Origin of the sequence: Streptosporangium sp. NBC_01755 (assembly GCF_035917995.1) — a bacterium.
In the GTDB taxonomy this organism is placed as follows: domain Bacteria; phylum Actinomycetota; class Actinomycetes; order Streptosporangiales; family Streptosporangiaceae; genus Streptosporangium.
In genome coordinates this window covers 1,857,501-1,882,650 of the sequence record NZ_CP109131.1, presented here as the reverse complement: position 1 = coordinate 1,882,650, position 25,150 = coordinate 1,857,501, and the positions used below count along the sequence as shown (strand labels likewise).

The 25,150-nt window shown below is 69.4% G+C and carries 25 protein-coding genes; 5 read left to right on the top strand and 20 right to left on the bottom strand.

Annotation, left to right across the window (positions count from 1 at the left end; all coding sequences use genetic code 11):
- Positions 1–184 precede the first annotated feature (184 nt).
- Both OG884_RS08480 and OG884_RS08475 read left to right on the top strand, forming a co-directional pair.
- Positions 185–1,075, top strand: a complete 891-nt coding sequence (locus tag OG884_RS08480) for a sensor histidine kinase (protein ID WP_326643836.1) — start codon at positions 185–187, stop codon at positions 1,073–1,075.
- Positions 1,076–1,251: 176 nt separating this feature from the next.
- Positions 1,252–2,349 (top strand): glycerophosphodiester phosphodiesterase, encoded by a 1,098-nt coding sequence (locus OG884_RS08475; RefSeq protein ID WP_326643834.1) that lies wholly within the window; start codon positions 1,252–1,254, stop codon positions 2,347–2,349.
- Here OG884_RS08475 and OG884_RS37435 read toward each other — a convergent pair.
- From OG884_RS37435 to OG884_RS08405, 15 genes are all read right to left on the bottom strand, one after another.
- Entirely contained in the window at positions 2,274–2,708 is a 435-nt protein-coding gene (locus tag OG884_RS37435) for a cytidylyltransferase domain-containing protein (protein WP_442811650.1), read from the bottom strand. The genes OG884_RS08475 and OG884_RS37435 overlap by 76 nt on opposite strands.
- 26 nt (positions 2,709–2,734) lie before the next feature.
- Positions 2,735–3,298, bottom strand: coding sequence for an NUDIX hydrolase (locus OG884_RS08470; RefSeq protein WP_326643832.1), 564 nt, complete (start codon positions 3,296–3,298; stop codon positions 2,735–2,737).
- Between the two features lie 5 nt (positions 3,299–3,303).
- A complete protein-coding gene (locus OG884_RS08465) occupies positions 3,304–4,425 on the bottom strand; it encodes an adenosylhomocysteinase (RefSeq protein WP_326643830.1) in 1,122 nt (373 codons plus the stop codon).
- A complete protein-coding gene (locus OG884_RS08460) occupies positions 4,338–5,486 on the bottom strand; it encodes an NAD-dependent epimerase/dehydratase family protein (RefSeq protein WP_326643829.1) in 1,149 nt (382 codons plus the stop codon). Before OG884_RS08460 ends, OG884_RS08465 begins: the two co-directional genes overlap by 88 nt.
- A 32-nt stretch (positions 5,487–5,518) precedes the next feature.
- Positions 5,519–6,358 carry a phosphotransferase gene (locus OG884_RS08455; RefSeq protein WP_326643827.1) on the bottom strand — a complete coding sequence of 280 codons (840 nt, stop codon included), beginning with the start codon at positions 6,356–6,358 and terminating at the stop codon, positions 5,519–5,521.
- Positions 6,355–6,993, bottom strand: coding sequence for a histidine phosphatase family protein (locus OG884_RS08450; protein WP_326643825.1), 639 nt, complete (start codon positions 6,991–6,993; stop codon positions 6,355–6,357). Before OG884_RS08450 ends, OG884_RS08455 begins: the two co-directional genes overlap by 4 nt.
- Positions 6,990–7,760 (bottom strand): phosphotransferase, encoded by a 771-nt coding sequence (locus OG884_RS08445; protein WP_326643823.1) that lies wholly within the window; start codon positions 7,758–7,760, stop codon positions 6,990–6,992. The genes OG884_RS08450 and OG884_RS08445 overlap by 4 nt, the downstream gene beginning before the upstream one ends.
- Entirely contained in the window at positions 7,757–8,599 is an 843-nt protein-coding gene (locus tag OG884_RS08440) for a class I SAM-dependent methyltransferase (protein ID WP_326643821.1), read from the bottom strand. Before OG884_RS08440 ends, OG884_RS08445 begins: the two co-directional genes overlap by 4 nt.
- Before the next feature lie 34 nt (positions 8,600–8,633).
- The gene (locus OG884_RS08435) at positions 8,634–9,152 is read right to left on the bottom strand and encodes a topology modulation protein (RefSeq protein WP_326643820.1); all 519 of its coding nucleotides are present in this window, start codon (positions 9,150–9,152) and stop codon (positions 8,634–8,636) included.
- Between the two features lie 96 nt (positions 9,153–9,248).
- Positions 9,249–10,331: a glycosyltransferase family protein gene (locus tag OG884_RS08430; protein ID WP_326643818.1), complete on the bottom strand. Its 1,083-nt coding sequence runs from the start codon at positions 10,329–10,331 to the stop codon at positions 9,249–9,251.
- Positions 10,316–12,037: a carbamoyltransferase family protein gene (locus OG884_RS08425; protein WP_326643816.1), complete on the bottom strand. Its 1,722-nt coding sequence runs from the start codon at positions 12,035–12,037 to the stop codon at positions 10,316–10,318. The genes OG884_RS08430 and OG884_RS08425 overlap by 16 nt, the downstream gene beginning before the upstream one ends.
- Before the next feature lie 8 nt (positions 12,038–12,045).
- Complete coding sequence (locus OG884_RS08420; RefSeq protein WP_326643813.1) at positions 12,046–12,990, bottom strand: thymidylate synthase; 945 nt, start codon at positions 12,988–12,990, stop codon at positions 12,046–12,048.
- Positions 12,991–13,056: 66 nt separating this feature from the next.
- Positions 13,057–14,805, bottom strand: coding sequence for a hypothetical protein (locus OG884_RS08415; RefSeq protein WP_326643812.1), 1,749 nt, complete (start codon positions 14,803–14,805; stop codon positions 13,057–13,059).
- A complete protein-coding gene (locus OG884_RS08410; protein WP_326643810.1) occupies positions 14,802–15,506 on the bottom strand; it encodes an HAD family hydrolase in 705 nt (234 codons plus the stop codon). Before OG884_RS08410 ends, OG884_RS08415 begins: the two co-directional genes overlap by 4 nt.
- 44 nt (positions 15,507–15,550) lie before the next feature.
- Positions 15,551–16,018, bottom strand: a complete 468-nt coding sequence (locus tag OG884_RS08405) for an ATP-binding protein (protein WP_326643809.1) — start codon at positions 16,016–16,018, stop codon at positions 15,551–15,553.
- A gap of 414 nt (positions 16,019–16,432) precedes the next feature.
- Here OG884_RS08405 and OG884_RS08400 point away from each other — a divergent pair, with 414 nt between their 5' ends.
- Positions 16,433–17,200, top strand: a complete 768-nt coding sequence (locus OG884_RS08400; RefSeq protein ID WP_326643807.1) for an SDR family NAD(P)-dependent oxidoreductase — start codon at positions 16,433–16,435, stop codon at positions 17,198–17,200.
- A 2-nt stretch (positions 17,201–17,202) separates the two neighbouring features.
- Here OG884_RS08400 and OG884_RS08395 read toward each other — a convergent pair whose 3' ends face one another.
- From OG884_RS08395 to OG884_RS08385, 3 genes are all read right to left on the bottom strand, one after another.
- Positions 17,203–18,585 carry a hypothetical protein gene (locus OG884_RS08395; protein ID WP_326643805.1) on the bottom strand — a complete coding sequence of 461 codons (1,383 nt, stop codon included), beginning with the start codon at positions 18,583–18,585 and terminating at the stop codon, positions 17,203–17,205.
- Positions 18,586–18,777: 192 nt separating this feature from the next.
- Entirely contained in the window at positions 18,778–19,296 is a 519-nt protein-coding gene (locus OG884_RS08390; protein WP_326643803.1) for a cysteine dioxygenase, read from the bottom strand.
- 112 nt (positions 19,297–19,408) lie between these two features.
- Positions 19,409–20,332, bottom strand: a complete 924-nt coding sequence (locus OG884_RS08385) for an amidohydrolase (RefSeq protein ID WP_326643801.1) — start codon at positions 20,330–20,332, stop codon at positions 19,409–19,411.
- A gap of 235 nt (positions 20,333–20,567) precedes the next feature.
- Between OG884_RS08385 and OG884_RS08380 the strand changes: the two genes are divergently transcribed.
- Positions 20,568–21,521 (top strand): LacI family DNA-binding transcriptional regulator, encoded by a 954-nt coding sequence (locus OG884_RS08380; protein ID WP_326643800.1) that lies wholly within the window; start codon positions 20,568–20,570, stop codon positions 21,519–21,521.
- A gap of 11 nt (positions 21,522–21,532) precedes the next feature.
- Here the strand turns inward: OG884_RS08380 and OG884_RS08375 are convergent, their stop codons facing one another.
- Positions 21,533–22,999 (bottom strand): aromatic amino acid lyase, encoded by a 1,467-nt coding sequence (locus OG884_RS08375; protein ID WP_326643798.1) that lies wholly within the window; start codon positions 22,997–22,999, stop codon positions 21,533–21,535.
- A 4-nt stretch (positions 23,000–23,003) separates the two neighbouring features.
- Positions 23,004–23,384 carry a phage holin family protein gene (locus tag OG884_RS08370; RefSeq protein ID WP_326643797.1) on the bottom strand — a complete coding sequence of 127 codons (381 nt, stop codon included), beginning with the start codon at positions 23,382–23,384 and terminating at the stop codon, positions 23,004–23,006.
- A 702-nt stretch (positions 23,385–24,086) separates the two neighbouring features.
- On the opposite strand from OG884_RS08370, the gene OG884_RS08365 reads away from it, so the two are divergent.
- Positions 24,087–25,091: an NADP-dependent oxidoreductase gene (locus OG884_RS08365; protein WP_326646877.1), complete on the top strand. Its 1,005-nt coding sequence runs from the start codon at positions 24,087–24,089 to the stop codon at positions 25,089–25,091.
- Positions 25,092–25,150 lie beyond the last annotated feature (59 nt).

The following is a 25,150-nucleotide window of genomic DNA, read 5'->3' as shown; positions in this document are numbered from 1 at the left end:
GTACGGCCGAGCCTCGGGGGCGGCCCGAGGCGCAGGCGTCCCGTCCGGCCGAGGTCGCCGATCCGGCCCATCTGGGGGTGGTCATCGGACCACCTGGGGGTGGCGGGTCCGCCGGTCGTCCTCCTAGCGTGGTGACCACGCACCGCACACTGCCAAGGCTTGGTGGCGGGAAGGAAAAATTGACATGAGGGATACGGTCGGTCTGTGTGACTATGTCGATGATTTCGACACGTCTTCGGACCTCGGGCACGGGTGCCACAAGACTCCCGGGCACTCCGACGGTGTCGAGGTCGTCCAGACCGTCGCCCGCACGCTGAAACGCCTCGGGCAGGCGCTGCAGCAGCAGCGCCGGTTCGCCTCCGACGCCTCGCACGAGCTGCGCGGCCCTGTCGCCGCGCTGCGCGTGGAGCTGGAGGAGGCTCAACTGCATCCCGGCGATCACGACCTGGGGGAGGTGCTCGGGCGCGCACTGAGCGACGTCGATCGGCTTGAGGCGATCATCGCCGACCTGCTCGCGCTCTCCAGGGCCGGGGAGAACGCGCCGATCGAGTGGGAGCCGGTGGACCTGGCACAGCTGGTCCGGACGGAGGTCTTCCGGCGGGCGGACCGGTTCGATGTCCAGCTGCGGCTCGCACCCGGGGTGAACGTCAACACGGTCCGTCTCCAGCTCGCCCGGGTGCTCACCAACCTGCTGGACAACGCCCAGAGGCACGCGGAACGAGTGGTGCGGGTCGAGGTCACCCGTAACGCGCACACCGCGGAACTGGCGGTCTCCGACGACGGAGCGGGCATCGCCGAGGCCGACCGGGAACGGATCTTCGAACGGTTCACCCGGCTGGACGCGGCCCGCAGCCGCGACCGCGGCGGCACCGGCCTTGGCCTGGCGATCGCCCGTGAGATCGCCGAGGGCCATCGGGGGACCCTCCAGGCCGAGGACTCACCCATCGGCGGCGCGTGTTTCGTGCTGCGGCTCCCGCTCACCGACCCCTCTGGACTCCCGTTCCACGACTCGGCCCCGGGGCAGGCACGAGGGGATGGCGCCTTCGGATGTCACATGCTGGGCAACCCCAGGTGACCTTTGCCTACATAGAGATCAGGCCACCAAGCCAATCATGGCGGGCTTCAGGAGGATCGCCAGGCCGGTGCCCCAGGCACCCGAGGCCGTCGTCTTTGTGACTCGCTGTCCTTGTGGCTGACTTCCTTTGCGAGTCGTTGTCCCGCTGGTCATCCGGTCCTTCTACGGTCCTGAACATGATCCGTAGGTTTCAGGTCGCGGTGCTGGCGGTCCTCGCGACCGGTACCGTCGCCTTCGTGTCGCCACAATCCGAACCCGCGATCGCAGAGCCCCGCGGCCGCGACCCCATCGTCATCGGCCACCGTGGTGCCAGTGCCCACCGGCCCGAGCACACCCTGCTCTCGTACGAGGCCGCCATCGCGCTCGGCGCCGACTACATCGAGCCCGACCTGGTCTCGACCAAGGACCACGTGCTGGTCGCCAGGCACGAGAACGAGATCGGCGGCACCACGGACGTCGAGAACCATCCCGAGTTCGCGGACCGCCGCACCACCAAGACCATCAACGGTAGGTCGATCACCGGCTGGTTCACCGAGGATTTCACGCTCGCCGAGCTGAAGACCCTCAGGGCCGAGGAGCGCATCCCCGACCTGCGACCGGGGAACACTGTCTTCAACGGCCTCGCGGAGATCCCCACCTTCGACGAGGTGGTCGCGCTGGCGCGGCGGCACGGGGTCGGGGTCTACCCGGAGACCAAGAGCCCGAGCTACTTCGGCTCCATCGGCCTCTCCCTGGAGGGGCCGCTGCTGGAGGTGCTCGGCAGACACGGCTGGAGCGGGAGCGGCGCCCCGGTCTTCATCCAGTCCTTCGAGACGGCCAACCTGCGCGAGCTGAGCAAGCGGACCGAGCTGCCGCTGATCCAGCTGATCACCGCCGGCGGCGCCCCGTACGACTGGATCGCGGCCGGAGACCCGCGCACCTACGACACCATGGTCACCCCCGCGGGGCTGCGTGAGGTGGCCGGTTACGCGGACGGCGTCGGCGTCGACACCCGGCGGATCGTGCCGGCGGGACCCGACGGCCGCCTCCTGCCGCCCACCACGTTCATCCGGGACGCCCACGAGGCGGGACTGAAGGTGCACGCCTGGACCGTCAGGAACGAGAACTCACACCTTCCGCTGGACTTCCGGCTGGGCAACCCGGCCAGCCCGGCCTTCCCCCGGGCCACCGGCGACGTGATGGGCTGGCTGGAAAGGCTCTACCGGCTCGGCCTGGACGGCGTCTTCGCCGACGACCCGGGCATGGCCAGAGCGGTGCGGGCACGGGTGTTCTGACCTGCTGGGTTCGGTGACCGTCCAGGTCCGAGAGCCGTGCGGACTGCCACCGTCGCACGGGGGTTTCGCGACGGCGAGACCCCTGCGCTCTCTCCAGAACCGCGATCAGTGCCGGTGAGGTGATTTCCGGTCAGTAGGCAGGCCATACCGAGCCGACAGCACTCTTCTTGAATGCGCGCGTCATCGGTGGCGATGAACGTTTCCGCGATGTTTTCGGCCTGCTGGCAGCGCCGGTAGACGTGCCACATCAGGGGCTTGTCTCCCAGGAGTGCGAGCGGCTTGCCGGGGAACCGGGTCGAGCCGTACCGGCAGGGGATCACGGCGACATGGTGCGGGGTGGTGCCTCCCGATGAGGGCATAGGTACGGCTCCTGAAGGAAGAAGGTCTACGAGGACAGGAGCATCGCGAGCTTCGCCGCGAGACTGGGGGAGGAACAGGTGGCGAGCTTCAACCAGCGGTAGCCGCCGACCTCCTCGGGCTGCAGGGTGATGTCGACATCGCGCCGGCCGGTAGTCCGGAACGCGAAGCGGAAGTCGAAGTGCGGGTGCTCAGGTTCGGCTTTGGCAGGGTTGGCGGGGATGGTGTGGATGTCGATGTCCAGCGGCGTCCCGTCCATGGCGAGGTCACGGCTGACCGCGTCTGTGGGGATGCCGGTTTCTTCGGTGAGTTCACGGAGTGCCGCGGCAGGGAGGTCGGCATCGGCGCTTTCCAGGTGGCCGCCGGGTAGGAGAAGCCGGTCCAGGGCGTTGTGGTGGATGTGCAGGACCTGCCCGCACTGGTCGATGAGTACAGCGCTGCAGGTCACGTGGCCGGTGAAGGTGCCCCGGTTGGCAAGGTGACCGGGTGCGGTCAGAGCTTCGGTCAGTGGGATGAGAGCTCCGCGCTCGTCCGGGTGGCGTGCGAGATAGGCGTCGAGAGCGGCGCGGATGTGGTCATGGCTGATGGACACGCGGGTCACCTCTTGAAGTAGTCGAGCCAGATCTCCGCGATGACCTGACGCGCATCGGTGGTGAGTTCATACAGGCCGGGGGCATGGTCGTCACTGGTCAGGAGTGCGGTGACGGCGAGTATCTCGGCCTGCACGAGGTGGATGTAGGGGCCGACCGTCGCGCCGTGCAGGAAGTTGACGGCGTTGCCATCGGCCAGGACGTAGAAGTAGTGGCCGGTGGTGGAGTACCGGGTGAGATGGGGGCCGACCTCGACGCGACGGTAGAGAGGCGTGAGGGCGGTCAGTTCGAGTTCGTCCTCGGAAGAGGTGACCGAGGCGATGTAGGCGCCGTTCGGAAGCGCGGTGAAGTCCTCGTGCCTCAGGGCGAGGTTTCCGGTGGCGCACACGATGAGCCCGCACCCGCGGACGGCCTCGGCGCGGGTGACCGGGACGTGGAAGCCGTGGGAGCGGGCCTGGACCCGCTTGACCGGGTCGCCGTCGTAGACGGTGACCCGGACGTTCTTGGCGTGGAGCATCCGGGCGATGGAGCCGCCCAGCTTGCCGTACCCGATGACGCAGGCGTCGAGGCTGCCGAGGATGTCGCCGCGGGAGCGGATCAGGGCCTCGGTGGAGAACACGATCGAGTGGCCGACCAGATGGTCTTCAGGCTCCTTGAGCGGAGAACGGGCCACCGAGTAGACGGGGCAGGGCAGTTTTTCGAGTGCAAGGTAGCGCTGCAAACCGTTTTCCGTGTCTTCGACGACACCGCGGATCCTGCCGGAGAACTGCGCGCAGACCGCTTCCAGGCCGACGGCGAAGTAGCCGCCGATGTCGAGCAGCAGCAGGTCCTGACCTGCGGCGGTCTCCTCCAGGTAGTTCAGCGCGGTGACGGGATCAGCGAATCGGGTCCGACTGAGCGAATCGAGCGTGAAGTGCTTGCGGGCCTCGGCCGCGGCCGACTCGAAGATGGACCTGGGCTTGGGCAGAACGGCCGCGACGCGGGTCAACCGGGCCATCGCGTGAAGGAAGGCCGGACGTTCAGCGAGCAGGTGCGTAATGATCACGGAGGAGACCGGCTCGGGGTCGGGGAAGCGCTCGGTGACGCGCCGGAAGAAGGCGTCCAACCGGGCTTTCTCGAAGCTTTCCACAAGGAATTCCCTTGGTAGTCGGGCGGCATGTGTTCAGACGGCGGCGTGCTGATGGGAGGCGAGCCAGTCCAGTTGCGCGGCCATGCCGTGGCCAGGTCGACGCGGGGGTGCCAACCCAGCAGACGTCGCGCGGTACGGGGGTCGGCGTGCGTGGCGGGGACGTCACCGTAGCGGGTGCTGGCCATCTCGACCAGGACCGGCTCCCCGGTGAGCCGACGAGCGATGTCGATGACCTCGTTCAGGGAGGTGGTAGTGCCCCCGCCAACGTTGATCACGTCGTTTCCGGCAGGGGCCGTTGCGGCGGCGATGGTCGCGGCGACGACGTCGGTGACGTAGGTGAAGTCACGGCGCTGGTTGCCGTCGCCGAAAAGCCCGACGCCCCGACCCTCCAGGGCCGCGGTGAGGACGCGGTGGATGAACATGTCCTCGCGCTGGCGCGGTCCGAAGACGGTGAAGTAGCGCAACGCCACGACGCTGGTGGCGCAGTCGGGACGGGCGGCGTGCGCCAGGCAGAGTTGTTCCTCGGCGAGTTTGGTGACCGCGTACGGTGAGGCGGGTCGTGGATGATCGGTCTCCTTGCTCGGAGTGCCGTCGGTCGCTCCGTAGACGCTGGAGGAGGAGGCGACGACGAACCGCGGGACACGGAGCCGGGTGGCGGCTTCCATGATCCGCTGGGTGGCGAGGATGTTGCAGGCGACGTAGTCGCCGAACTGCGGCCCCCAGGAGGGCCGCACGCCGGGGATGCCGGCGAGGTGGAACACCGCGTCCGCGTCGAGCAGAAGAGGTTCGACGGCGCAGGTGAGCAGGTCCGCGGTGATGGAGATGAATCCCGGCTGGTCGTTCAGGGCGGCCAGGTTCGCGGCGGCGATGTGGTCGGCTCCGGCATTGCGGCGATCCACCCCGATCACGGTCATGCCGTACTGGAGCAGGGCCAGTGCCAGGTGGGAGCCGATGAATCCGGCGGTGCCGGTGACGACGGCTCGGCGCGGCGTTCCCAGGGATGCGCCGGAACGCGATGTTCCCAGGCGTTCGCCGGAAAGGGAGGACGGGGCCTCAGGCATGAGGAAGGTCTCCTGCTGGATGGATGACGTGGTCAGATGAGCTGGTCGAGCAGCGTGCGGCCATGTACGGCAAGCTGGGGGTTGCCGCTCTCGCGTCCGCGGACCAGCGCGGTGAGCGCCTCGATGACGCCGAACCGGATGAGAAGGTCGCGCTCGGTCTCGTCCGGTGGCCGACCGTAGCCGTCGAAGAACGTCTGGCGGAGGTAGGGGTTAAACCGCCAGTGGCGGTGTTCCAGCCGGGCGAAGTCCCGGACGCGGGCATCGAGCCGCGCGTGCTCGAAGTCGAGCACGCGCACGACCCCGTCCGGGCCGACGAGCCAGTTCCTGGGCTGGTAGTCCAGGTGACAGATCGCGCCCTCCATGGCCGTGACGGCCAGGGCATCGGCGTGGGCGAGCAGCGTGCGCCACTCGGGCGCGCTAATCAGACCGGCGGCGTGCGCCCGGCCAACCCACCAGCGGGTCCGCTCTGCCAGATAGACGGGGACGCTGTCTCCGGACTCCGTTGGCCCGACCTGGTGAAGTGCCCAGAGAGTGGCACCGGCGGAGTGATGGGCATCCCGCTCAGCGGACGAGCCGGGCGGGAGGTCGACGGCGCTCTGCCCGGAGAGCAGGGTCAGCAGGAGAGAGCGGGTGACTGGATCCGCCGCGACCATTTTCGGGGCACGGTCACCCAGGTGAGGGACCACGGTGATGTAGGCGTGTGCCTCCTGCCGGAAGCGACCGGCGTCAGTGTGCCGCTTGACCACATGGAGGACGTCACGGGCGTCGACGAGCGCCAGCAGGTGTGGTGGCAGCCCGGGCATGGGCACGGGACTGACCGGGCCGAGGGCCTGGCGGGCGAAGGTGAGGCGCGGGTCCTCGACAGCGATCACAGCGCCACCAGGTGTGCGGTGTCGTTGTGGCGGTCGAGCATCCAACGGCGTCGGCCTAGCCTGTTGAGATGGAGCTGCCAACAGGTCAGCGATCCGTGGTCGACGGTGAACCCGGCCTCGGCCCTGGGAGGGAGGCCGAGCAGGAGGGTATGTGCGGCGAGTACGGTCTCACCGTGCGCGGCGAACAGGACGCGCTCACCGTCGTGGCGTTCGACCAGGCTGGCCAGGAACGCTCCGGCCCGCCGCAGGTAGCCGTTCCATGTATCGGATCCGATGGCCCATGGCCGGTCGGGATGGGCATGCGGACCTCCGCCGAAGCCGGTCTTCACCTCGTGCCAGGGCTGGCCGTCGGCGTCCCCGTGGATCGGCCCGTCCAGGCCGGGCTCGATGATCAGCGGCAGGTTCAGGGCCGCGGCGTAGATCTCTCCGGTCTGACGGAGCCGGAGCCGGGTCCCGGCGTAGAGCGCGGTGATGGGCGCGTCGAGGTGCTCGGTGGCGATCCGCCGCACGGCCAGAGTCGCCTGGCGCCGCCCCAGCTCGGTCAGACCGGTGCAGGTGCGCGGGCCACCAACCAGACCCGCGACGTTACAACGGGCCTGCCCGTGCCGGGTGAAAACCAGCTCGGTGACGATCATGCGTGTCCTTCCTGTTCGATGACGAGACGCACCTGCGGCCAGGAGTGCCGGTAACCACCTCGTCCCAGGTAGGGAGCGGTGAGGATGCGGTGCAGCTCGGCGTGGCCGAGGAGCTGCGTCATGCTGGTGCCTCCCAGCCGGGCGTCATGTCTGGTTGCTGCCTGGTTGTAGCCAGCGAGCGCATGCTGGATGGCCGTTAGCTGGAGCGGGCCGTACGTCATGGCCAGGGTGACGACGAGCTTGGCGAGGTCATAGCCGAACGGGGCGAGGGTGAGGTCGTCGACGTCGACGATGATCGGGATGCCTTGCTCGGTGATGAGGATGTTGCGCGGGTTGGTGTCCTTGTAGAACGCCGCCGGTCCGATGGCGACGGCGTGCAGGAGCCTTTTCGCGGCGGTCAGGTCTTCGTCGTCAGCCAGATGATGAGTACGGCGCCGGGCGTCGAGCGCGGCGAGGCGGGGAGCGAGGAAGTCCGCCATCGTGTGGCCTGCGGGTAGCGGGTGAGGAACGCCCTGGTGTGCTCGGTGCAGGTCACTCACCCAGGCGGCCCCGTGCGCGTCTCCCAGAAGGGCTGCGAGCATCGGCAGGTCCCGCACACCCGGGTGACGGCCGTGAATATAGGTGAAGTCGATTGACGTCATTCCGACCGCTTCGATACCGGGTTGCCGGAACGGCAGGGCGTGCTCGGCCAACCAGGCATGATGCCGTACCGCCTGCGCGCACTCCTCCTGGGCGCCGTAAACCTTGGTGAAGACCGGCAGGTTCATCGCTCACCTCCCGGCTTCCGGGCCAGCAGGTAGGTGACGACCGAGGTGGTGCTCACTGGCTCGTCCGGCAGGCGGGTGCGCAGCGCGGAGGCGATGGCAGTGGGGTCGCCACGCAACTCTGCAGGAAGTTGGTACTTCGGGCTGGTGGCCAGGTATTCGGCGACGTGACCCAGGTTGGTGAAGGTGAAGCCGTGCTCTTCGTGTTCGAAGTGCTCGATGGGCAGCACCGGTTCGGTCAGGTCAGCCAGGTTGCCGCTGTGTGCCGCCGCGTACAGGCTTTCCCGGTACGACGCGTCTGGATCGAGCCCGGCATCGGCGACGAGGATGTCCAGGTCGTGGTAGCTGTCAGCGGACTTGGTGACCAGGATGGCGATGCCGCCCGAAGTGAGAGCGCGGGCGATCTCCGCGATCACCGCCTCCGGCCGGGGTGCGTGGTAGAGGCAGAACGCGGCGACGGCCATGGTGCACGCGCCGGTCGGTACGGGCAGGTGACGGAAGTCCGCCTGGACGAAGGACACCGCGCTGTCCGTGACGCCGAGGCGGGCGCGGGCGTCGTCGAGCATCGCTGCTGAGGCGTCGATACCAATGAGCCGTCTCGGTCGTAGGCGCTCGGCCAGGACGCGGCTGCTGGTCCCGCGCCCGCATCCGACGTCGATCACCAGCGGCACCTCGGGGGCAGGTAGATGCGCGGTGGCCAGGTCGGCAATGACCTCGGCGACCGCCCGGCCCCAGGTCTTGGCACGGTGCAGGGCCGAGGTGCGAGCGGCCAGCCGGGAGGCGTTCCGATACAGCTCCTCTTGCGCTGTCGCATCGAGAAAGGGGTTGGTGGAGGCGGTCACCGGCTCCACCTCCCGGTGCGGGGGGTGGAGCGCGTTATGCCTGGTGTGGGGCTGTCTGCTTCAGCCAGCGGCGGGTGTGACGGCGGCTGGTCAGCAGTACCACGTCGGCGTGCCCGCCGTACTCCTTGATCTTGGCCAGCACGCGGGGCCGCATCCTGCGCCGATAGGTCGCCACATAGCGCAGCACGCCCCAGTGGATGCGGTTGTAGATCCCGCTGTCCCGGTCCTGGCCGTGGCCGTGCTTGAGCTGGCGGGAGAAGACTCCCCACAGCGCCACGACAGTGGGCATGTCCATCAGGATCACGGTGTCGCAGGCCTCCAGCCGCACCTGGAGCGTGGAGTTGTAGTTGCCGTCGATCACCCAGCGCTCCATGCGGACCAGGTCGCGCTGGAGCGCCTCGAACTTCTCGGGTGGCAGCGGATTCCACGCGTCGTCGTAGTAGACGGCGTCCAGATGGGTCACCGGCGCGTCCACGACCTTGCCCAGCTCGCGGGCGAGGTGGGACTTGCCGCTGCCTCCGCAGCCGATGATGGCGACCCTCTGCATCTGCATGATGCTCCACGATAGTCAGGACGGTGACCTGCGACCGGGCATCGGCGCGGGCTCGTCCGAGTACAGCGGCCCCGCTGCCCGGGGTACGCGAAGGGATCATCTGACTTCCCTTCCTGAACTGACCGTCTCGATACGGGCCCGCGGTCCGGTGAGGTCGGCCAGCACCGCTTCAAGGACCCGGATCTGGGTGCTCAGCCGGAACAGTTCCAGGTGGTGCAGGCATTCGGCGATCAGCCGCATGTGCTCCCGGCTGCCCGCGATGGCACGCAGGCGGGCCAGCTTGCCGATGACGTCGGTCCTGTCGCGGACGATCAGCCGGGGAGGGACGAACCGCTCGACGTGCCGGATGTCCGCGGGGGCGAGCGGCAGGCATCCGGCCAAGACCGCCTCGAAGATGCGCTGGGTCACCTGACCGGCCGCCGCGTATCTCCGGGGCAGGAGCAGCACGGTCGCCAGCGCGCCGCCGTACAGCTCGTGCACCTGAGGGAAGGGGATCCTTCCTAGGAAGGTCACGTAGGGCCAGCGGTCGGTGTCGGGCCACTTGCCGGCGACCCGGTGCGGGAAGCGCGCGGCGGCGGACGCCAGGTAGGTGTCGAACTCCTCGTCCCTGTCGTACTGGTTGCCCACGTAGCCCAGGGTGATCGGCCGAGGAACAATCGCCAGGGCGCGCGGGTCGGCGCTGTCCAGCAGCGCGTCATCGACGGGGAACAGCAGGCTGCGCGCTCCGGCGGTCGGCGCGAGAGCGGCCTCGCACACGATCACGCCGGGTCGGTGGCGCCACGGGCTACCGGCGGTCAGCTGCCGGTCCTTGTCCCAGATCACCGTCGGGGTGCGCCGGACAACGGTGTAGTGATCCAGGAGTTCGTGCTGCCGGTGCAGGTCGCAGGTATGTTCGGGAGTCCCGCACGGAGTGGTGTTGCGGCCGGGGATGATCCAACGCCATTCCAGGAACAGCACGTCGATCTCGGGGAGACCTCGCTCGAAGGCGTAGCGACCGCCGAGGTCGTCACCGGCCTCCAGCCGGTCGCGGTCGGCCTGGAGGAAGACCAGCTGGTGGCCCTGCCCGATCAGCGCGTCGACCAGGGGACGGCGGTGGCTGCGTCCTCCGTCGGGAGTGTCGGTGATCCCGGGGCCGAGGAAGCCCCAGAAGCTGTATCCGATGATCACTTCGTCACCCACCTGCCTTCCAGGAGCAGCGCGTCCAGCCCGGAGACGGCCAGGCAGTCCAGAGCCATCCGCGGCGTTCCGCAGATGGGCTTGCCCTTGACGTTGAGGGAGGTGTTGATCAGGACGGGGACGCCGGTCCGGCGGGCGAATGCCTCCAGTACGGCGTGCATGAAGGGATTCTGATCTTTGGTGACGGTCTGGAGCCGTGCGGTCCCGTTGGCATGGACGATCGCCGGGATCCGGGCACGGGCGAGATCGGTGACGCCGGAGGCCATGGACATGAACGGGGCGTCCTGGCCGAGGGTGAAGTAGTCGGCCGCATGGTCGGCGAGGACCATCGGGGCGAACGGCCGGAACGGCTCGCGGAACTTCACCGTGGCGTTCAGCCGCTCGACCACGCCTTCGTTCAGAGGGGAGGCCAGGATGGAGCGGTTGCCCAGTGCCCGAGGGCCCGCTTCGACCCGCCCCTGGAACAGCCCAACGATGCGTCCGCTCGCAAGCTGCTCGGCCAGATGTTCGGCCGGGTCACCCTGCACGTGTTTCAGCGCGAGGGTGGGCCATGGAGACAGGTCGAGTTCCGGTTCGGCGAAGGCCGGGCCCAGATAGCAAACTCCGGCGATGCCGGACAGCGGCCGACCACCCGCGTTGAGATGGACGGCCGCAGCCGCTCCGATGGCGGTTCCCGCATCCCCCGGAGCCGGCGGGACGAAAACCTCCTCGAAGATCCCGGCATCGATGATCCGGCCGATGCTGACGCAGTTGGTCGCCACTCCTCCGCCGACACACAGGCGGCGTGATCTGGTCAGAGCCCGGGCGCGGCGGGCCAGGTGCAGCATGACCACATCGGTGCGTTCCTGTAGCGCGGCGGCCAGGTCCCGGTGAACCTGCTCGACGGGGGCGTGCGGGTGACAGGAAGGACAGGTCTCGGCGACGAAACGGGGCGACAGCCGAGGGTAACCGGAGGACAGGACCCGGATCGGGAAGAGCCTCGGGTCCAGGGTGAAACCGTCCGAGGTAAGGCAGATGGCCCGGGTGAACAGCTCGCGGAAACGCGCCGGGTCGCCGAGGGCGGCCAGCGCCATCACGGTGCCCTCCTCGTCTCCACGCCGCCAGCCCAGGTGTTCGGTGACCGCGCCGTAGGCGTAGGCGAGCGAGGCGGGATCGTGCAGGGCATGTAGAGTGCGGATCTCGGGCTGGCCGGGGGTGCGCTGGCGGGCGACGGCGACCGTGGTTGTCTGCGTCTCGCCCAGGCTGTCCACGACAAGCACGGCGGCCGCGTCCCAGCCGGAGGCGGCGAAGGCGTACATCTGGTGGGTCCGATGGTGCAGGACCGGCCGTACTCGCGCGCCTGGGAACATCCGGCCCAAGACTTGGACACGGCGGGCCGTACGTAGGGCGACCTTGGCGAATCCGGCCGCCCGGGGCAGCGCCCGTCCCCGCGTCTCGACCGAGCACAACAGGCGAGCCGCGTCGGGGACGGCGTCCAGGTAGCGGGGACCGCAGAAGTTGTAGGCGATCGCGTCCACGTCGGCGGCGGTGATGCCGGCCTCCCGCAGCAGCCACCGGACGGCATGGTGGGGGTAGTCCCTGGTGTGCTTGATCTGCGACAGGCGTTCCTCCTCGACGAACCCGACCAGCTCGCCGTTCACCAGCAGCGCCGCGGCGGAGTCGTGGGTGTAGGAGCACAGGCCCAGCACGACCGGAAAGGGGGATGTCATCACTGGTCTCACCGGGTCCCGGCCGTTGCCGTCGCGCGCGACCGTAGTTCCTCGTACCAGGCACGCAACGCCTCTCCCAGCGGCCCGCGTGCTTGGTCGGCGAGGTGCTGGGCACCGACACGGTCGCCGCTCTTCCATAGCCGGTAGCTGTGGAGCACCTCGGCCGCGGTGTCCCAGCCAGGATGGCCGGTCAGCTCGCCCGCCCGGGTCCGCGCCAGGAGCGTTTCGAAGCCGTGCCACGGCGCGGTCATCGCGGGGAGCTCCGGCGTCTCGGGGATCGCCCTCAGCGTGGCGGCCTGGTCGATGTCGCGTTCGTAGATGTGCAGGGAGTCGACGTGGTGGTGGTAGTCGCCGAGCTCGGCCTCCAGCCACCCGGCCATCAGCTCGTGCAGGGTGGTGGTGAAGAACAGGTCATACGGCAGGCCCACCCATACGTCCTGGCCGCGCATGGTGGTGGACATGTGCAGTCGCCCCTGCCGCAGGTGGAAGCGGAAGCCGAGGGTGCACGGGACGTCCCGATGCCCTGCGGTGTCCTGAGCGGGGTCGTACAGCTGAACCACCGCGCGGCGGGAGTCCGGATCGGCTTTCAGGGTCTCGATGACCCGTGCCAGCTGGTCGATCCGCCCACCCCAGCGGCGCATCCGCGGGCCATAGGCGCCGCGCAGGACTCCCCCGTCGGCGAACTGACGAAGCCGCCCGTTGAAGTCGAAGATCCACGGGTCGTCGGAGCCGGACAGGATCCACACGGTCTCGGCGATGGCGAAGGCCGGGTTGAGGATGCGGGCTGGTGGGGCGAGCAGCAGCCTGGCCCGTGGCCGGGTCAGCCGGAGGTTCACGTCCAGAACCTCTCGCGTGGCCATGCCTCGCGGGCTGACGCTCCGCCCGCCGTTCATGGTCAGAGCTACCGTCCCGCCGAACAGCCCGGCGACGCTGTCAGCCGTCAAGGTCATCATCAGGGGTTTCCTTCCTGGCCCGCCATCAGCGGGGCATCGTTGTCGAGAAATGCGGGCCGTACGAGGTCAGCTCGACGGGCCGAGGACGAGTTTCGCGACGGCGGCAGCAGTCGCGCCGTCCCATCGGCACACGGCGTTCTTCGCCCTGCCGGAGACGGATGTCTGACGAGGGAATGCGGCCAGGTGAGACAGGGCCGCGGCGACATCGGCCGCATCCGCGCAGGCACGCGCCGCCTGATGTTCGGCCAGACCGAGGGTTTGCTCGCCGGGCAGGCGGAGTTCGAGCACCGGCACGTTCAGCAGCATCGCTTCGATACCGCAGGTGGAGGAGACCGTCACGATGGCGTCGGAACCGACCAGGCAGCCGCGCGCCCCTGTCGCCGGATCGGCGACGGCCACTTTCAGCCCGGAGAGAGCCTCGAACACGTGCGGGTCCTGCGCAGGATGAGGAGCGATGACCAGTTCCCAGCCTCCCTCCGCTGCCTGCATCCCACGTAAGAGGATCTCCGCCTGGGTTCGCAGACGGCTGCGGGAGAACGGCTGGCAGGCCCAGACCACGATCCGTTCCGGTGGCCGGCCGCCTTCCGAAGTGAGCAGACTCTCCAGGTAACGGCGCTGACGCGGGCGATCCACCGAGGCGAGTGCGTCAAAACGTGGCTGGCCCAGCACGTGGATCTCGGCGTCGTCACGCCGTACCCACCCGGCGGCCGACGCGGCGTCCCGCTCACCCATGACGACGATGTGACGGCAGTGCAGGACGGGCCAGGCCACCGACCCGGGAATCCACGCTCCGTGCTGCACGTAGACGGTCCGCACGCCGATCCGGTCGGCGGTATGTACGGCGAGCGCGCCGAGAGGGCTCGTGTCATTGCTGACCAGCATCGTCGCGGGCCGGGTGGCGGCGATGACACCGTCCAGCCACGCTTCGGCGTTCACGGTGGCGCACCAGGACGGCTGGGTGCATCCCGCGCTGCGCTCCAGCAGGCGGGCCGCGAGGTCGGCCAGCCGGTCCAGGAGGACCTTATGTGCTCCGATCAGCACGGATCGACTGTCGCCCGGCTGCCGCATGGCATGGAGAGTGGTCACGGGAAGCCCTCCGGGAGCGAGCAGGCGGGTGAGGGGAATCCGGTGGACCGTGATCAGCGGATCATCGACCTCCAGGCACCGTTGTGCAGGGTCAGTGGCCAGATCCAGCAGCAGGCTCCGCTGTCCATTGCGGCTTACCTCCGCCAGGACCGGGAGCAGCGTCCCGGCATGGCGCGATGACCACGACACAGCCACCACCGCCGCCGTCGGGAAGCTGGGGACATCCCGGATCTCTGCGCTGGCGAAGGAACGGGGTAACGGCGCCGACGCGGCGAGGACCTCTGCGCCGAGGAGGTAGGCGATTCCCGGCCAGGTGACCGTATAGGAGCGGTACTCCTGCGAACTGCTGTCGCGTTCGCCGATCAGCGCTTGTCCAGGTGGGACGGTAATGGGACCGGGGGCGCTCGTGAACGGCGGCCAGGCCGACAGGGCGAGCAATTTACGCACGACCTGGGAGACCAGCCTCCGCACCGGCACTTGATGGACGTGCAGCCACGAGGCGCCGCTCGGTGTCACGGCGAGTTCCGAGGCGAACGATCCGAGCTCGTCCATCACGTGCTCGACATGCCGCTTGATCTCGTCGGGATCAATCTCGCCCACGTCGAGTTCCTCCACGCGGATGCGCGGTCCCGCTGAGGGCGTGAGGCTCGCGGCGCGCATCAGGTCCCAGCTCGGCGTGGCTGACGGCCGCCCTGAGAAGATCAGCGTGAGGTCGCTGGCAGTGGTCATCTGGGGCTCCTCAAGGGCACCGGTGAGGACGCCGCGGGAGCCTGTAGGTTCCGCCCGATCTGGACGAGGCGGGCGGGAGTCTCCACGACCAAGGGAGACGGTGTGGTAGGAGCCCCATATCCCCATCCGGCGTGGATATACCGCACGCCTGCGTGCAAGGCGGCCTCCTGGTCTACCGCCATGTCCCCGACGTAAACGGCTTGTGCCGGATCCGCTCCGAGCTCGACCAGGGCCAGCAGCAGGGCGTCAGGAGCGGGTTTGCCACGCTCGCTACCGGGAGTACGCACCGTGCCGAACGGACAGCCCAGGTGTTCCAGGAGCGGTGCCGCCCGGTTGAGCGGCTTGGCGGTCACAACCCCAAGCGACCAGCCGTCCTCAGCGAAGGCACGCAACGCCGCCTCGATTCCGGGAAACGGCGGGGCGAGGTCAGCCCACGTGACGGACGCCTCGTCGTAGGTGGCGTGCAACAGCTCGGCCTCGCACAGGCCAAGCTGCCGCATGATGTCGGGGAAGGGACGGCCGATGTGGCGCAGGTAATCCTCGAAGGGGACGTCCACGTTGTGACGTTCCTGAACGAGCTGCCAGGCCCTGCACATCACGACGCGGGTGTCGAACAGGACGCCATCCAGATCGAGCAGCAGCGCTCTGCGGGGCTCGGGGGCGGGCGATTCATCGTGGGAGCCAGCAGATGGGGAAATCACGGTCGCGGTTCTCCTTGCTGAGGCGGATCCGGGGATGTCACAGGTCACGCGGAGGACGTGCTGTCGCGGCGCAGGAAGGTGGTGACCTGCTTTCCGTTTGCGGCGATAGGAGCGGCAGTCCATGACTGAGCGAGAGCCGTGATGATCTGCAGCCCACGGCCGTTCTCCTGATCGTCAAGAGCGATCCGGGGCACGGGCAGGATCGGAGAGCCGTCCTGGAGATGGATGCCCACGGCGTTCGGCCGCAGTTCCAGGAGCAGGGTGACGATCTCAGTGCTCTGACCCATGAGAGCGGTGAGATCTTCCGGCCTCTGGCTTCGACCGTGATGGAAGGCATTGGTGACCAGTTCGCTGACGATCAGGACGGCGTCATCGATGAGATCCTGCTCTCCCCACGCGCGCAGGATGTCGGCGGTGAAGACGCGGGCCCTCTTCGGGGCGAGAGGATCGACGGCCGTCTTCAGCTGGGCGTGAAGTGTAACTGCTGGAAGGTCCACGTCGGCGGCGCTCATCACGGCTGCTTCCGGCCGACCGCTCCGGATGCGTCGTTCCGCCTTTTCGCGTAGTGAGAGCGCTGTGGGCGCGAGGTGCTGGAGATGCCATCGACGGCCATAGCCGGATTCCTTCCTGGAGACCAGACGGGGGACACTCTGTGCTCAGCGACCGTCACCGTTCGAAGCGGTAGGGCGCCGTGCTCAGGCAACCCCTCCGGCGGCCGTTCCGGAAGGATGCATCGATGGTGTTTGCGGGCACGCCGGGGTGCACGCAGGTTGTACGCCTTGCGCGAGGTGGGGCGTAGTCGCGAGGTCCTGTGCTGCTGCATGCTCACCAGGGACCATTCGGCAAGATCGTGGAGTGTTGACACAGGAAGGGGACACGACATGGACGGCAGTCACGCCGGCCCGGCCGGAAGCGCTGGATTCACATTGACCGGAAAGCGTGTTGTCGTCACGGGCGGATCACGCGGGCTGGGCGAGCAGATCGTGCGGCGTCTCGTGCTCGAAGGCTGCTCGGTGGCGGCATGCGCCCGCAGCGAGGAGCACCTCCGTCAGATGGCTGAATCCCTGGGGGGGTACGGTGAGAACGCGCTGTTCACCAAGTCGCTGGACGTGACCGCCTCAGAGCTGCTGGAGGAGTTCGTCGCCGAAGCGGCTTCTCGATTCGGCGGGCTGGACGGCGTCGTGGCATGTGCCGGTGGGGCGAGAGGCGGAGCGCTGGGCTCAGCGACCTCCCAGGACTGGACGGCGACGTGGGAGCTGAACGTCGGGCACGCGGCCCGGCTCATCTCGGCCGCCGCCCCGCATCTCCGTGCGGCGGGTGGTGGATCCGTCGTGATCGTCTCGTCGATCTCCGGCTGGAAACCCGGACCTCAGCCCCAGTACGGCGCGGCCAAGGCCGCACAGATCCACCTGGCCACCTCGCTGGCCCGGGAGCTCGGGGCGGACGGGATCCGGGTCAACGCCGTCTCACCGGGCTCCATGCTCATCCCGGGCAAGCGGTGGGATCGGATGCGCACCCAGCATCCCGAACGGTTCGCCGCGTTCACCCGCGAGTTCCCCGCCGGGCAACTGGTGGATCCTGCCGAGGTCGCGGCGGTGATCGCCTTCCTGCTCTCCGACGCGGCGAGCGGCATATCAGGGGCGAACATCCCGGTGGACCGGGCGCAGAACGCGCCGACCCCGGACGGTTACTGACCTCAGGCCGCGCCGAGTACGGGCCGGGCCTGCCGTTCGAACCGGCGCACCAGCGGCTCCGCGTGGTGCGGCTCCAGCCTGGTGCGGAAATCACGCAGAGCCTGCACCGACCGTTCGGAGTGAACCGTGCCCAGTAGGTTCAAGGCGGTGCTGGCCGCATCGATGGCCTCGTCCAGGCGCCGCTGCTGTAGATGTGCGGTGGCCAGGACGGACTGGCTGATGGCCTGGCGTCGACGCCGGTCGGCGTTGGCGCGTACCGAGTCGTCGGCGAGGTGTTCGGCGCGGCGGGCATCGCCCAGGTCACGGAAGCAGTGCGCGGCCTCGGCCTCCAGGTAGTGGTGGTCGAGGTAGCGGACCCAGGGCGACTCCTCCGAAGGACCGTCGCTGGCGTCCAGGGCAGCGTCGGCGGCCTTCAACGAGGCGGCGGCCTGCGCCGAGTGCTTGAGGGCGGCATGCCCGCGAGCCGCCATGGCATGCAGCCGCATCAGCCCGAGCGGGCTTCCCGCATTCTTGGCTGTGGCCAGTCCGCTACGCGCGAGGGCGACTCCCTCGTCGGGACGGCCGAGGCTGGTGGCCAGATGAGACAGGCCGGCCAGGATCTGCCCGCCCAGCACCCGGTCCCCGCCTTCGGCACAGAGCCGTAGCGCCTGGATCATGTAGCGCTCGGCCAGGCCGTACTCGGCCGAGTCATAGGAGCTCCAGCCCGCCATCGCGGCCAGCTTCGCCGCCGCAGTGAACAGCCGGCCGCGCTGGCGCTCGGGTGCCCCAGACCGCTGGAGCATGGGGACGACCTCGGCGGTGAGGTAGTGCACGACACTGGAGCGCACCTGTCCGCCGCCGAAGCGGTTGTCCATCTCGTCGAACATCGCGATCATCGCGTAGACACGCTCAGCGGGGCCACTGTTCGCGACGGCTGTCAGGTGTGTGGCCTGGTCGTCTTCGAGAAGCCAGAGCAGCCAGCGGCGCTGAGGGTCCATCAGGGCCGTGGCGACGAAGGGCACACTGCCCAGCAGCGCGCGGCGGGAGATATCGGTGGAGCCGAGTTCGGCAAGCGTGTGCAGTGTTTCACCCACATCTTCACCATAGGCGAGCGAACGGGCCACGACGGGACGCTGAGGCTCCGCCAGAAAACCGATGGCGACCGGACTGAGCGCGCGTCCGAGGCGTTCGGCCAGCGCAGCGGCTATGAACTCCGGGACATGGCCCCGCGGATGCATCCCTTGCAACCAGCGGGTGACAGATGCCTTATCGTAGCGCGTCACCACTCCCTGGCGCCCCGCCAGCTCGTTCACCCGACGCGCGAGCGCACCGTGGGAGCACCCCGCCTCGGAGAGCACCGCAGCCAGCGTCGTGTTGCCGCCCAGGAGTGTTCTGTCACCGCCCATGCGTTGATGATGCCTGCCCAGGGGGCGCCTGTCCCAGTATCTGGACCTGGTCTGCTCTCAAATACAACCCCCCGTACAACCGAACAACCCTTGGGCGGTCCGGTGCCGAACTTGATCAATTCTTTTTTTGATCAGGTTCGGCACCTGTCCAAGGCCGTCTCCCTGCCGAATCTCCGCCCGAGCCGTCCGGCCTCAGGCGACCTCGACCATCTGCTCGGCGTCGTCCAGCGGGCGCAGCTCGTCGGCGTAGCTGACCGAGACGCGGCGCATCACGCCGCTGTCGCTGATCGAGTACTGGCCCAGGCGCCACAGCGGCGGTGAGTACGCGTGGATCGAGACGCTGCCGTGCACCGCGCCGTTCAGCCGGTGGATGTGGTCGGGACCGAAGGAGAAGGACCCGCCCTCGGAGATCATGGTCTCCAGGTGCTCGCCGCCGATCCGGGGGTTGCACTCCAGGAGTGTCCCGGCCACCACCCGGACCGCGCCGGAGGAGGTGTCGTGGTCGTGCCAGCCGGTGTCGTCCTCGGGCCGCCAGCACAGCAGCCAGATGTCGACGTGGGAGTCACGGTAGAGAGAGGCGTAGTGGCGGCCCCCCTCCTCGGGGAACTCGACCTGCCCCTCCCATCGGGAGGGGTCGGCGGCCAGCTCGTTGACCAGGTCGAGAAGCTCGCGCCGGTCGAGGGCGCGGGCGGGCAGGGCCTCGTAGCTCATGCGGACTCACCGCCGGACGGCTTGGCGCCGCTGCTGTTCACTCGCGTGGCGCTCGCGTCGCTCGGGGCCGTCGTCGCCGGGAGCACACAGCTCCCACGGTCCTGGGACTGGTTCACTGACGCGACTCCTTCCGGTTCAACAGACGGTTGGGGTTGGTGACCGCCATGGCGTGCCAGGCGGCGTCGCCGAGCCCGGGGTCCGGGGCGGTGGCGTAGGGCTGGTCGGAACCGCTGACCACGACGTCGACGCCGAGTTCGCGGACGATCGCGTCGATGGCGCGCGGACCGTAGGAGGAGGTCTCCAGGAACATGCCGGGGTCGACCTGCCCCCGGCCCTCCCCGCCCCGGTTGGCCAGGCGCTCGGAGTGCAGCGGGGCCAGCCCGGCGAGCAGCGAGAAGCAGACCCGCAGGCGGGGGTGGCGGGCCCGGCCGAAGGCGGCGAAGGCGTACCAGGCGGAGTGCATCTGCTGCACGTACGGCACGACGGCCGGCCACCAGCCGGGCACCCCGGGTACTTCGGGTTCCTCGGCTTCCGGGGCGGGTCCTGGGTGCACGAAGAGCGGCAGGTCGCGTTCGGTGAGCACGTCGAGCAGCGGGGCGAGGTGGGCCAGGCCCGCGGCGTCGCGCACGGCGGTCGCGGGCAACTGGAGCCCGGCGAACCCTCGCCCGGCGTGCCGGGTGTCGAGGCTCTTGGCGAGCCTGCCCGGGTCGACCTCGCTGAGACAGGTCGCCGCCCAGGCGCCGAACGGCGCGGGCAGGGCGAGGGCGTCCTCGTGGTAGGCGTCGATGATCGGCCAGGCGTCCTCGGGCGGCAGCGACTCGATGCCGAGCGGGCTGGACAGTGACACCAGGGTCAGGGAGAGGTCCGAGTTCAGTGCGAGGCGCGCGGTGAGGTCGTGGTCTGCGGGGTTGACCTCGTAGGGGGGCTCGCCGCCGGTGTGGAGGGTCCAGCCGTCGAGGCGGGGCGCGGCCGTGCGGTGCCTGAGCGCGTCGACGAACGCGGGCGTCCACAGATGCTGGTGAACGTCGACGGCCACAACCGGCCTCCCCCCAGACTATCGAGGTATTTCCTACCTAGAATATAGGTAACCGCTCCCACCATGCTACATCCAGCAGTGACACGGTTCAGTGAACCGTTTCAGTGAATCGCTTCACCTCGTATCATGTCAATACCCTCAAAAGCCGCGATCTCCCTGGGAGTGCGCCTTCGGAGGCCTTGAGGAATAGGCTGGTCCGATGCCCCAGCCCCGGAAACGAGCGACCATACGTGAGGTGGCGAAGGCCACCGGACTGTCACCCGCCGCCGTCTCGTACGCGCTGCGCGGCATGCAGGTCTCCGAGGAGACCATCGAGCGGGTACGCCGGGCCGCGGCCGAGCTCGGCTACGAGGCTGATCCCATCGCCCGCGCGCTGGCCAGCGGCAGAACCGGCATGATCGGCCTGCTCTGCGGCTCCCTGGAGGATCTCTGGCAGCAGGCGCTGGCCGTCGGCATCGGCCGCGCGCTCAAGGACAACGACCGCTACGCCCTGATCCTGGACGCCGCGGGCGACCCCGCGAGGGAGCACACGCTCGCCAGGCAGCTCCGCGACCAGCGAGTGGACGCGCTGATCGTGCAGCCGGTCGACCCCGCGGCACCGCTCTGGGCCGAGCTGTGCGAGGGGCTGCCGGTGGTGTCGATCGGCGACGCGCTGGCCGGGGCGCGCGCCGCGGGCGAGGTCGTCTTCGACAACAGGGCCGGGGTGACCCTCGCCCTGGAGCACCTGAGAAAGCGAGGCCACCGGCGCCTGGCCGTCCTCACCTCGACCGGGGCCAGCACCCCCGACAGGCCCGCCGACGTGCACGTCATGGCCGAGGCCGGGCGGCTGGATCTGGACATCGAGATGGTCACCGCCCCGCAGTCACTGGCATCCGCCACGAGGGTCGCCGGCGAGATGCTCGACGCCGGGCACCGGGCGTTCTTCTGCTTCGCCGACTCGATCGCCTACGGCGTCTACGCGGCCTCGGCCGAGCGGAGGCTGGTCATCCCGTCGGAGGTGTCGGTGATGGGCTACGACGACCACCCCATGTCGGGACTGCTCACCCCCGGCCTGACCACCGTCGACTGGGACATCGACGGTATCGTCCGGGCCGCCGTCCGGATCGTGGTGGCCGCCGCCGACGGCAACCCGCGCCGCCGCCGCATCGTCCAGGCCCCCCAGCTCCGCGAGCGCGGCTCGGTCGGCTGACCGGCGGAGAGTCAGCGAACGGCGAGGGCGAGGCCGGACAGGAGCCCGCGTGCCACGTCGAGGTCGGCGTCCAGCGGGCGGTCGTCCATCGCGGGATCGAACGGTAGATCGCAGGGGACGCCGCGCAGGCGCAGGGCCCGTACGGAGGTCACCAGCTCGCAGGCCAGGACGATCTCCAGCGGTTCGACGGAGGCGAGCGTGGAACGGGCCGCCTGCGGGGTGAAGCTCGCGTGGTCCTCGGTTCCCAGGGAGAGCACGGCGCCGCCCAGAGTGACGGGGGCGGCCAGGTGGCGCAGCTCGGCCAGGGCGGAGTGCGCGACGTATTCGAGGATCATCACCCCGGAGCGGCCGGGGCGCTCGGCGAGGAAGGGGAGCAGCCCGGTGTGGGCCGGGTCGTTCAGGGTGGCGAGCCTGGCGGCGCTCAGCGTCGCGGTCTGCACGAGCGCGGCCCGCAGGGCGTCGAGGGCCAGTGCGACCCGCGCCGAGTGGAAGTTGCCGTTGTGCCAGGCCCGGCCATCGGCGATCAACGGGTTCTCCGGAGCCGCGTTCGCCTCCTCGGTGACGGTCTGCTCCGCCCGGTGAAGAGCGTCGAGCACGGCCCCGTGGACCTGAGGGAAGGCGCGGTAGCCGTACGGGTCCTGTACGCGGCGCGGGTTGGTGGCGCCGACCAGGGCGCGCAGCCCGGCCGCGACCGAGGTCTGCTCGGGGCCGCGCTGCACGACGGGAGAGAGCGGTTCCAGCGAGGCGTCGACCGCCAGGAAGGAGCGGGCCGCGACCGCCGTGGCGGCGGACAGGAGGACTCCCAGGCGGTGGCAGGCCAGCGCCGCGTCCGCCAGGGTGGCCGCGCCCGAGCTGATGAACGGCAGTGCGTCACCGGCGGCGAGCGCGAACCGGGGCACGGGCTCACCGGCGTGCGTGCCGGGAGAGGCGTCTTCGGCCCGGGCATCGGACCCGCCGGCCCGCGTCGCCCAGGATGAGGCGTCGGTTCCGGCTCGCCCGCCGGTCCGTACGCCCTCGGAGGGAGACCTCCAGGCGAGCTCGCCCAGCAGACAGAGCGCGGTGGTGGCCAGGGCGGTGAGGTCACCGGTGCCGATGGCGCCGTAGGTGCGGATCGGCGGGGTCAGGCCCCGGTTGACGGCGGCGGCGAGTACGGGCAACAGCGTGGGATCGACCCCCGAGCCGCCGGCGAGCAGCTGGTTGAGGCGGACGACGAGGGTGGCGCGGGCACGGAACTCCTCGATCTGCGGCCCCGCGCCACCCGCGTGGCTGCGGAGCAGGTCAAGACCGGCGGCCTCGGTCGCCACGTCCTTGTTGGCGCCCACCCCGGTGGTCCGGCCGTATACCGGCCCTTCGAGCAGGCAGGCCGTCCGCCATGCCGCCCGCGCGCGGGCCGTGGAGCCCAGCGCGACCGGTGAGCCGTGAGCCGCCCGATCGACCTGTTCGCAGGTCAGGTGGGCGCCGTCAAGGACGACGACCATCGGTTCAGTCGCCGACGATCGCGTCGAGGATCAGGTCGAGCAGCCAGCTGACCAGGCCGATGACGATCGCGCCCCAGAACGCGGGCCAGAAGCCCTCCACGTGGAAGGGCAGGCTGAGCTCCTTGGCGATCCAGCTGGTCAGCAGCAGCAGCCCGGCGTTGACGACCAGGGCGAACAGGCCCAGCGTGAGGATGTAGAAGGCGCAGCCGAGTGTCTTGATGACGGGCTTGAGAACGGTGTTGACGATCCCGAACACCAGGGCGACGGCGAGGAGCGTGCCGATCTCCTTGGCAGGGGTCTGCGCGGACACCGTGATGCCGTCCACGAGCCGGGTCGCCGCCCACAGGGCGGCGGCCACAACCAGTATTTTGATGATTATTTTCACGTTTGGGCATCCTCGCATGGATGGTTGGACGGGCGGCAGATCTGCATCCCGAGAGCGGATATATACGGACACTAGACACTTTGCTGGCCGGCCGAGCGCCTGCCGATCCGATCGATACCGAGCGCCGCGGGTACGGCGGTCACGGTGACCGGGACGGCGGACCGTATTCCGGCTTCCGTGGAGAGTTTCGCATCCGTGACCAGATGCGGTCACGAAAGTGGCGAGATCTTGTCAGGTGCGTCGCCGTTTCGCGAGAAGAACCGCTACCGGATGGGAAAGTCCCAGATGAGAAGCACAAATCGCCGAGGGGGCCTCATCATGTCGGACGACCGATCATCCACCGGCCGATCAGGAGATCAGTCCACCGGAGGCGGGACAGAACCCGGAACCCGGCCGGTCCCCAAGCCGGGCCCGAGGCCCGGTCCCGTTCCCAGGCCTGGACCCGGCCCCAAGCCCGGTCCCAAGCCTGGACCCGCTCCCAAACCCGGCCCCCAGCCCGGCGCCGCTCCCAAGCCCGGGCCCGGACCCGGAGCAGGACCCGGAGCCCGGGCCGGGGCCGGACCCGGGGCCGTGCCGGAGACGGGAGCCGGGCCGAGGGCCGGAGCGGGCACCGGTGCCGGGAGGGCCGCCGCGACCGGGACCGCCGCCGCGACCGGGACCGCCGCTGTGAACGGGACGTCGGCGCGTGCGGCCGGCCGTACGGTGTCGCGGGAGATCCGGCTGGCGTCGCGGCCCTCGGGGTGGCCGGTCCCGGAGAACTTCGAGCCGGCCGAGGCCGAGCTGCCCGCTCCCGAGGAGGGGGAGATTCTGGTCCGCAATCTCTTCATCAGTGTCGACCCGTACATGCGGGGACGCATGAACGAGGGCGAGTCCTACTTTCCGCCCTTCCAGATCGGTGCCCCCCTCGACGGCGGGGCCGTCGGCGAGGTCGTCGTGTCGCGCTCGCCGGACTTCGCCCCCGGCGACTTCGTCACCCACGGGTACGGCTGGCGCGAGTACGCCGTGCTTGACGCGAGGCAGGCCTGCAAGGTCGAGGAGATCCCGGGTGTCCCGCTCTCCGCCTACCTCGGGGTGCTGGGCATGACCGGCCTCACCGCGTACGTGGGCCTGCTCGACATCGCTCACTTCAAGGAGGGCGAGGCGGTGTTCGTGTCCGGCGCGGCCGGGTCCGTGGGCAGCCTGGCCGGGCAGATCGCCCGGCTGAAGGGCGCCTCACGCGTGGTGGGCAGCGCCGGGTCGCCGGAGAAGGTCGCCTACCTGGTCCGCGATCTCGGCTTCGACGCCGCCTTCAACTACCGCGACGGCCGGATCGGTGAGCAACTCGCCGAGGCGGCCCCCGGCGGGATCGACGTCTACTTCGACAACGTCGGCGGCGACCATCTACAGGCGGCCATCGACGAGCTGAGGATGTACGGCAGGGTCGCGATGTGCGGGGCGATCTCGGTCTACAACGCCACCGAGCCGGTACCGGGCCCGAACAACCTCCTCCTGGCCGTGGGGAAACGGCTCACCCTGCGCGGATTCATCGTCTCCGACCACCAGGCGCGGCTGCCCGACATGATCGCCGAGGTTGGCGCCTGGCTCCGCGAGGGCAGGCTCGTCTCGACGGAGACCGTCGTCGACGGCCTGGATAACGCCCCGCGGGCGTTCATCGACATGCTCCGCGGCGCCAACACGGGGAAGATGCTGGTCCGGCTGGTGCGCTGACTGTGCGTACCGTCGATCGCGCATGATGGTGACAATCTCGGGGCAGAAGGGGCGTGAGG

Bases quoted from the DNA above. Each gene is read 5' to 3' on its own strand.
- OG884_RS08480 (WP_326643836.1), top strand. From the start codon at position 185: ATGAGGGATACGGTCGGTCTGTGTGACTATGTCGATGATTTCGACACG.
- OG884_RS08475 (WP_326643834.1), top strand. From the start codon at position 1,252: ATGATCCGTAGGTTTCAGGTCGCGGTGCTGGCGGTCCTCGCGACCGGT.
- OG884_RS37435 (WP_442811650.1), bottom strand. From the start codon at position 2,708: ATGCCCTCATCGGGAGGCACCACCCCGCACCATGTCGCCGTGATCCCC.
- OG884_RS08460 (WP_326643829.1), bottom strand. From the start codon at position 5,486: ATGCCTGAGGCCCCGTCCTCCCTTTCCGGCGAACGCCTGGGAACATCG.
- OG884_RS08450 (WP_326643825.1), bottom strand. From the start codon at position 6,993: ATGATCGTCACCGAGCTGGTTTTCACCCGGCACGGGCAGGCCCGTTGT.
- OG884_RS08445 (WP_326643823.1), bottom strand. From the start codon at position 7,760: ATGAACCTGCCGGTCTTCACCAAGGTTTACGGCGCCCAGGAGGAGTGC.
- OG884_RS08435 (WP_326643820.1), bottom strand. From the start codon at position 9,152: ATGCAGATGCAGAGGGTCGCCATCATCGGCTGCGGAGGCAGCGGCAAG.
- OG884_RS08425 (WP_326643816.1), bottom strand. From the start codon at position 12,037: ATGACATCCCCCTTTCCGGTCGTGCTGGGCCTGTGCTCCTACACCCAC.
- OG884_RS08420 (WP_326643813.1), bottom strand. From the start codon at position 12,990: ATGATGACCTTGACGGCTGACAGCGTCGCCGGGCTGTTCGGCGGGACG.
- OG884_RS08415 (WP_326643812.1), bottom strand. From the start codon at position 14,805: ATGACCACTGCCAGCGACCTCACGCTGATCTTCTCAGGGCGGCCGTCA.
- OG884_RS08405 (WP_326643809.1), bottom strand. From the start codon at position 16,018: ATGAGCGCCGCCGACGTGGACCTTCCAGCAGTTACACTTCACGCCCAG.
- OG884_RS08395 (WP_326643805.1), bottom strand. From the start codon at position 18,585: ATGGGCGGTGACAGAACACTCCTGGGCGGCAACACGACGCTGGCTGCG.
- OG884_RS08390 (WP_326643803.1), bottom strand. From the start codon at position 19,296: ATGAGCTACGAGGCCCTGCCCGCCCGCGCCCTCGACCGGCGCGAGCTT.
- OG884_RS08375 (WP_326643798.1), bottom strand. From the start codon at position 22,999: ATGGTCGTCGTCCTTGACGGCGCCCACCTGACCTGCGAACAGGTCGAT.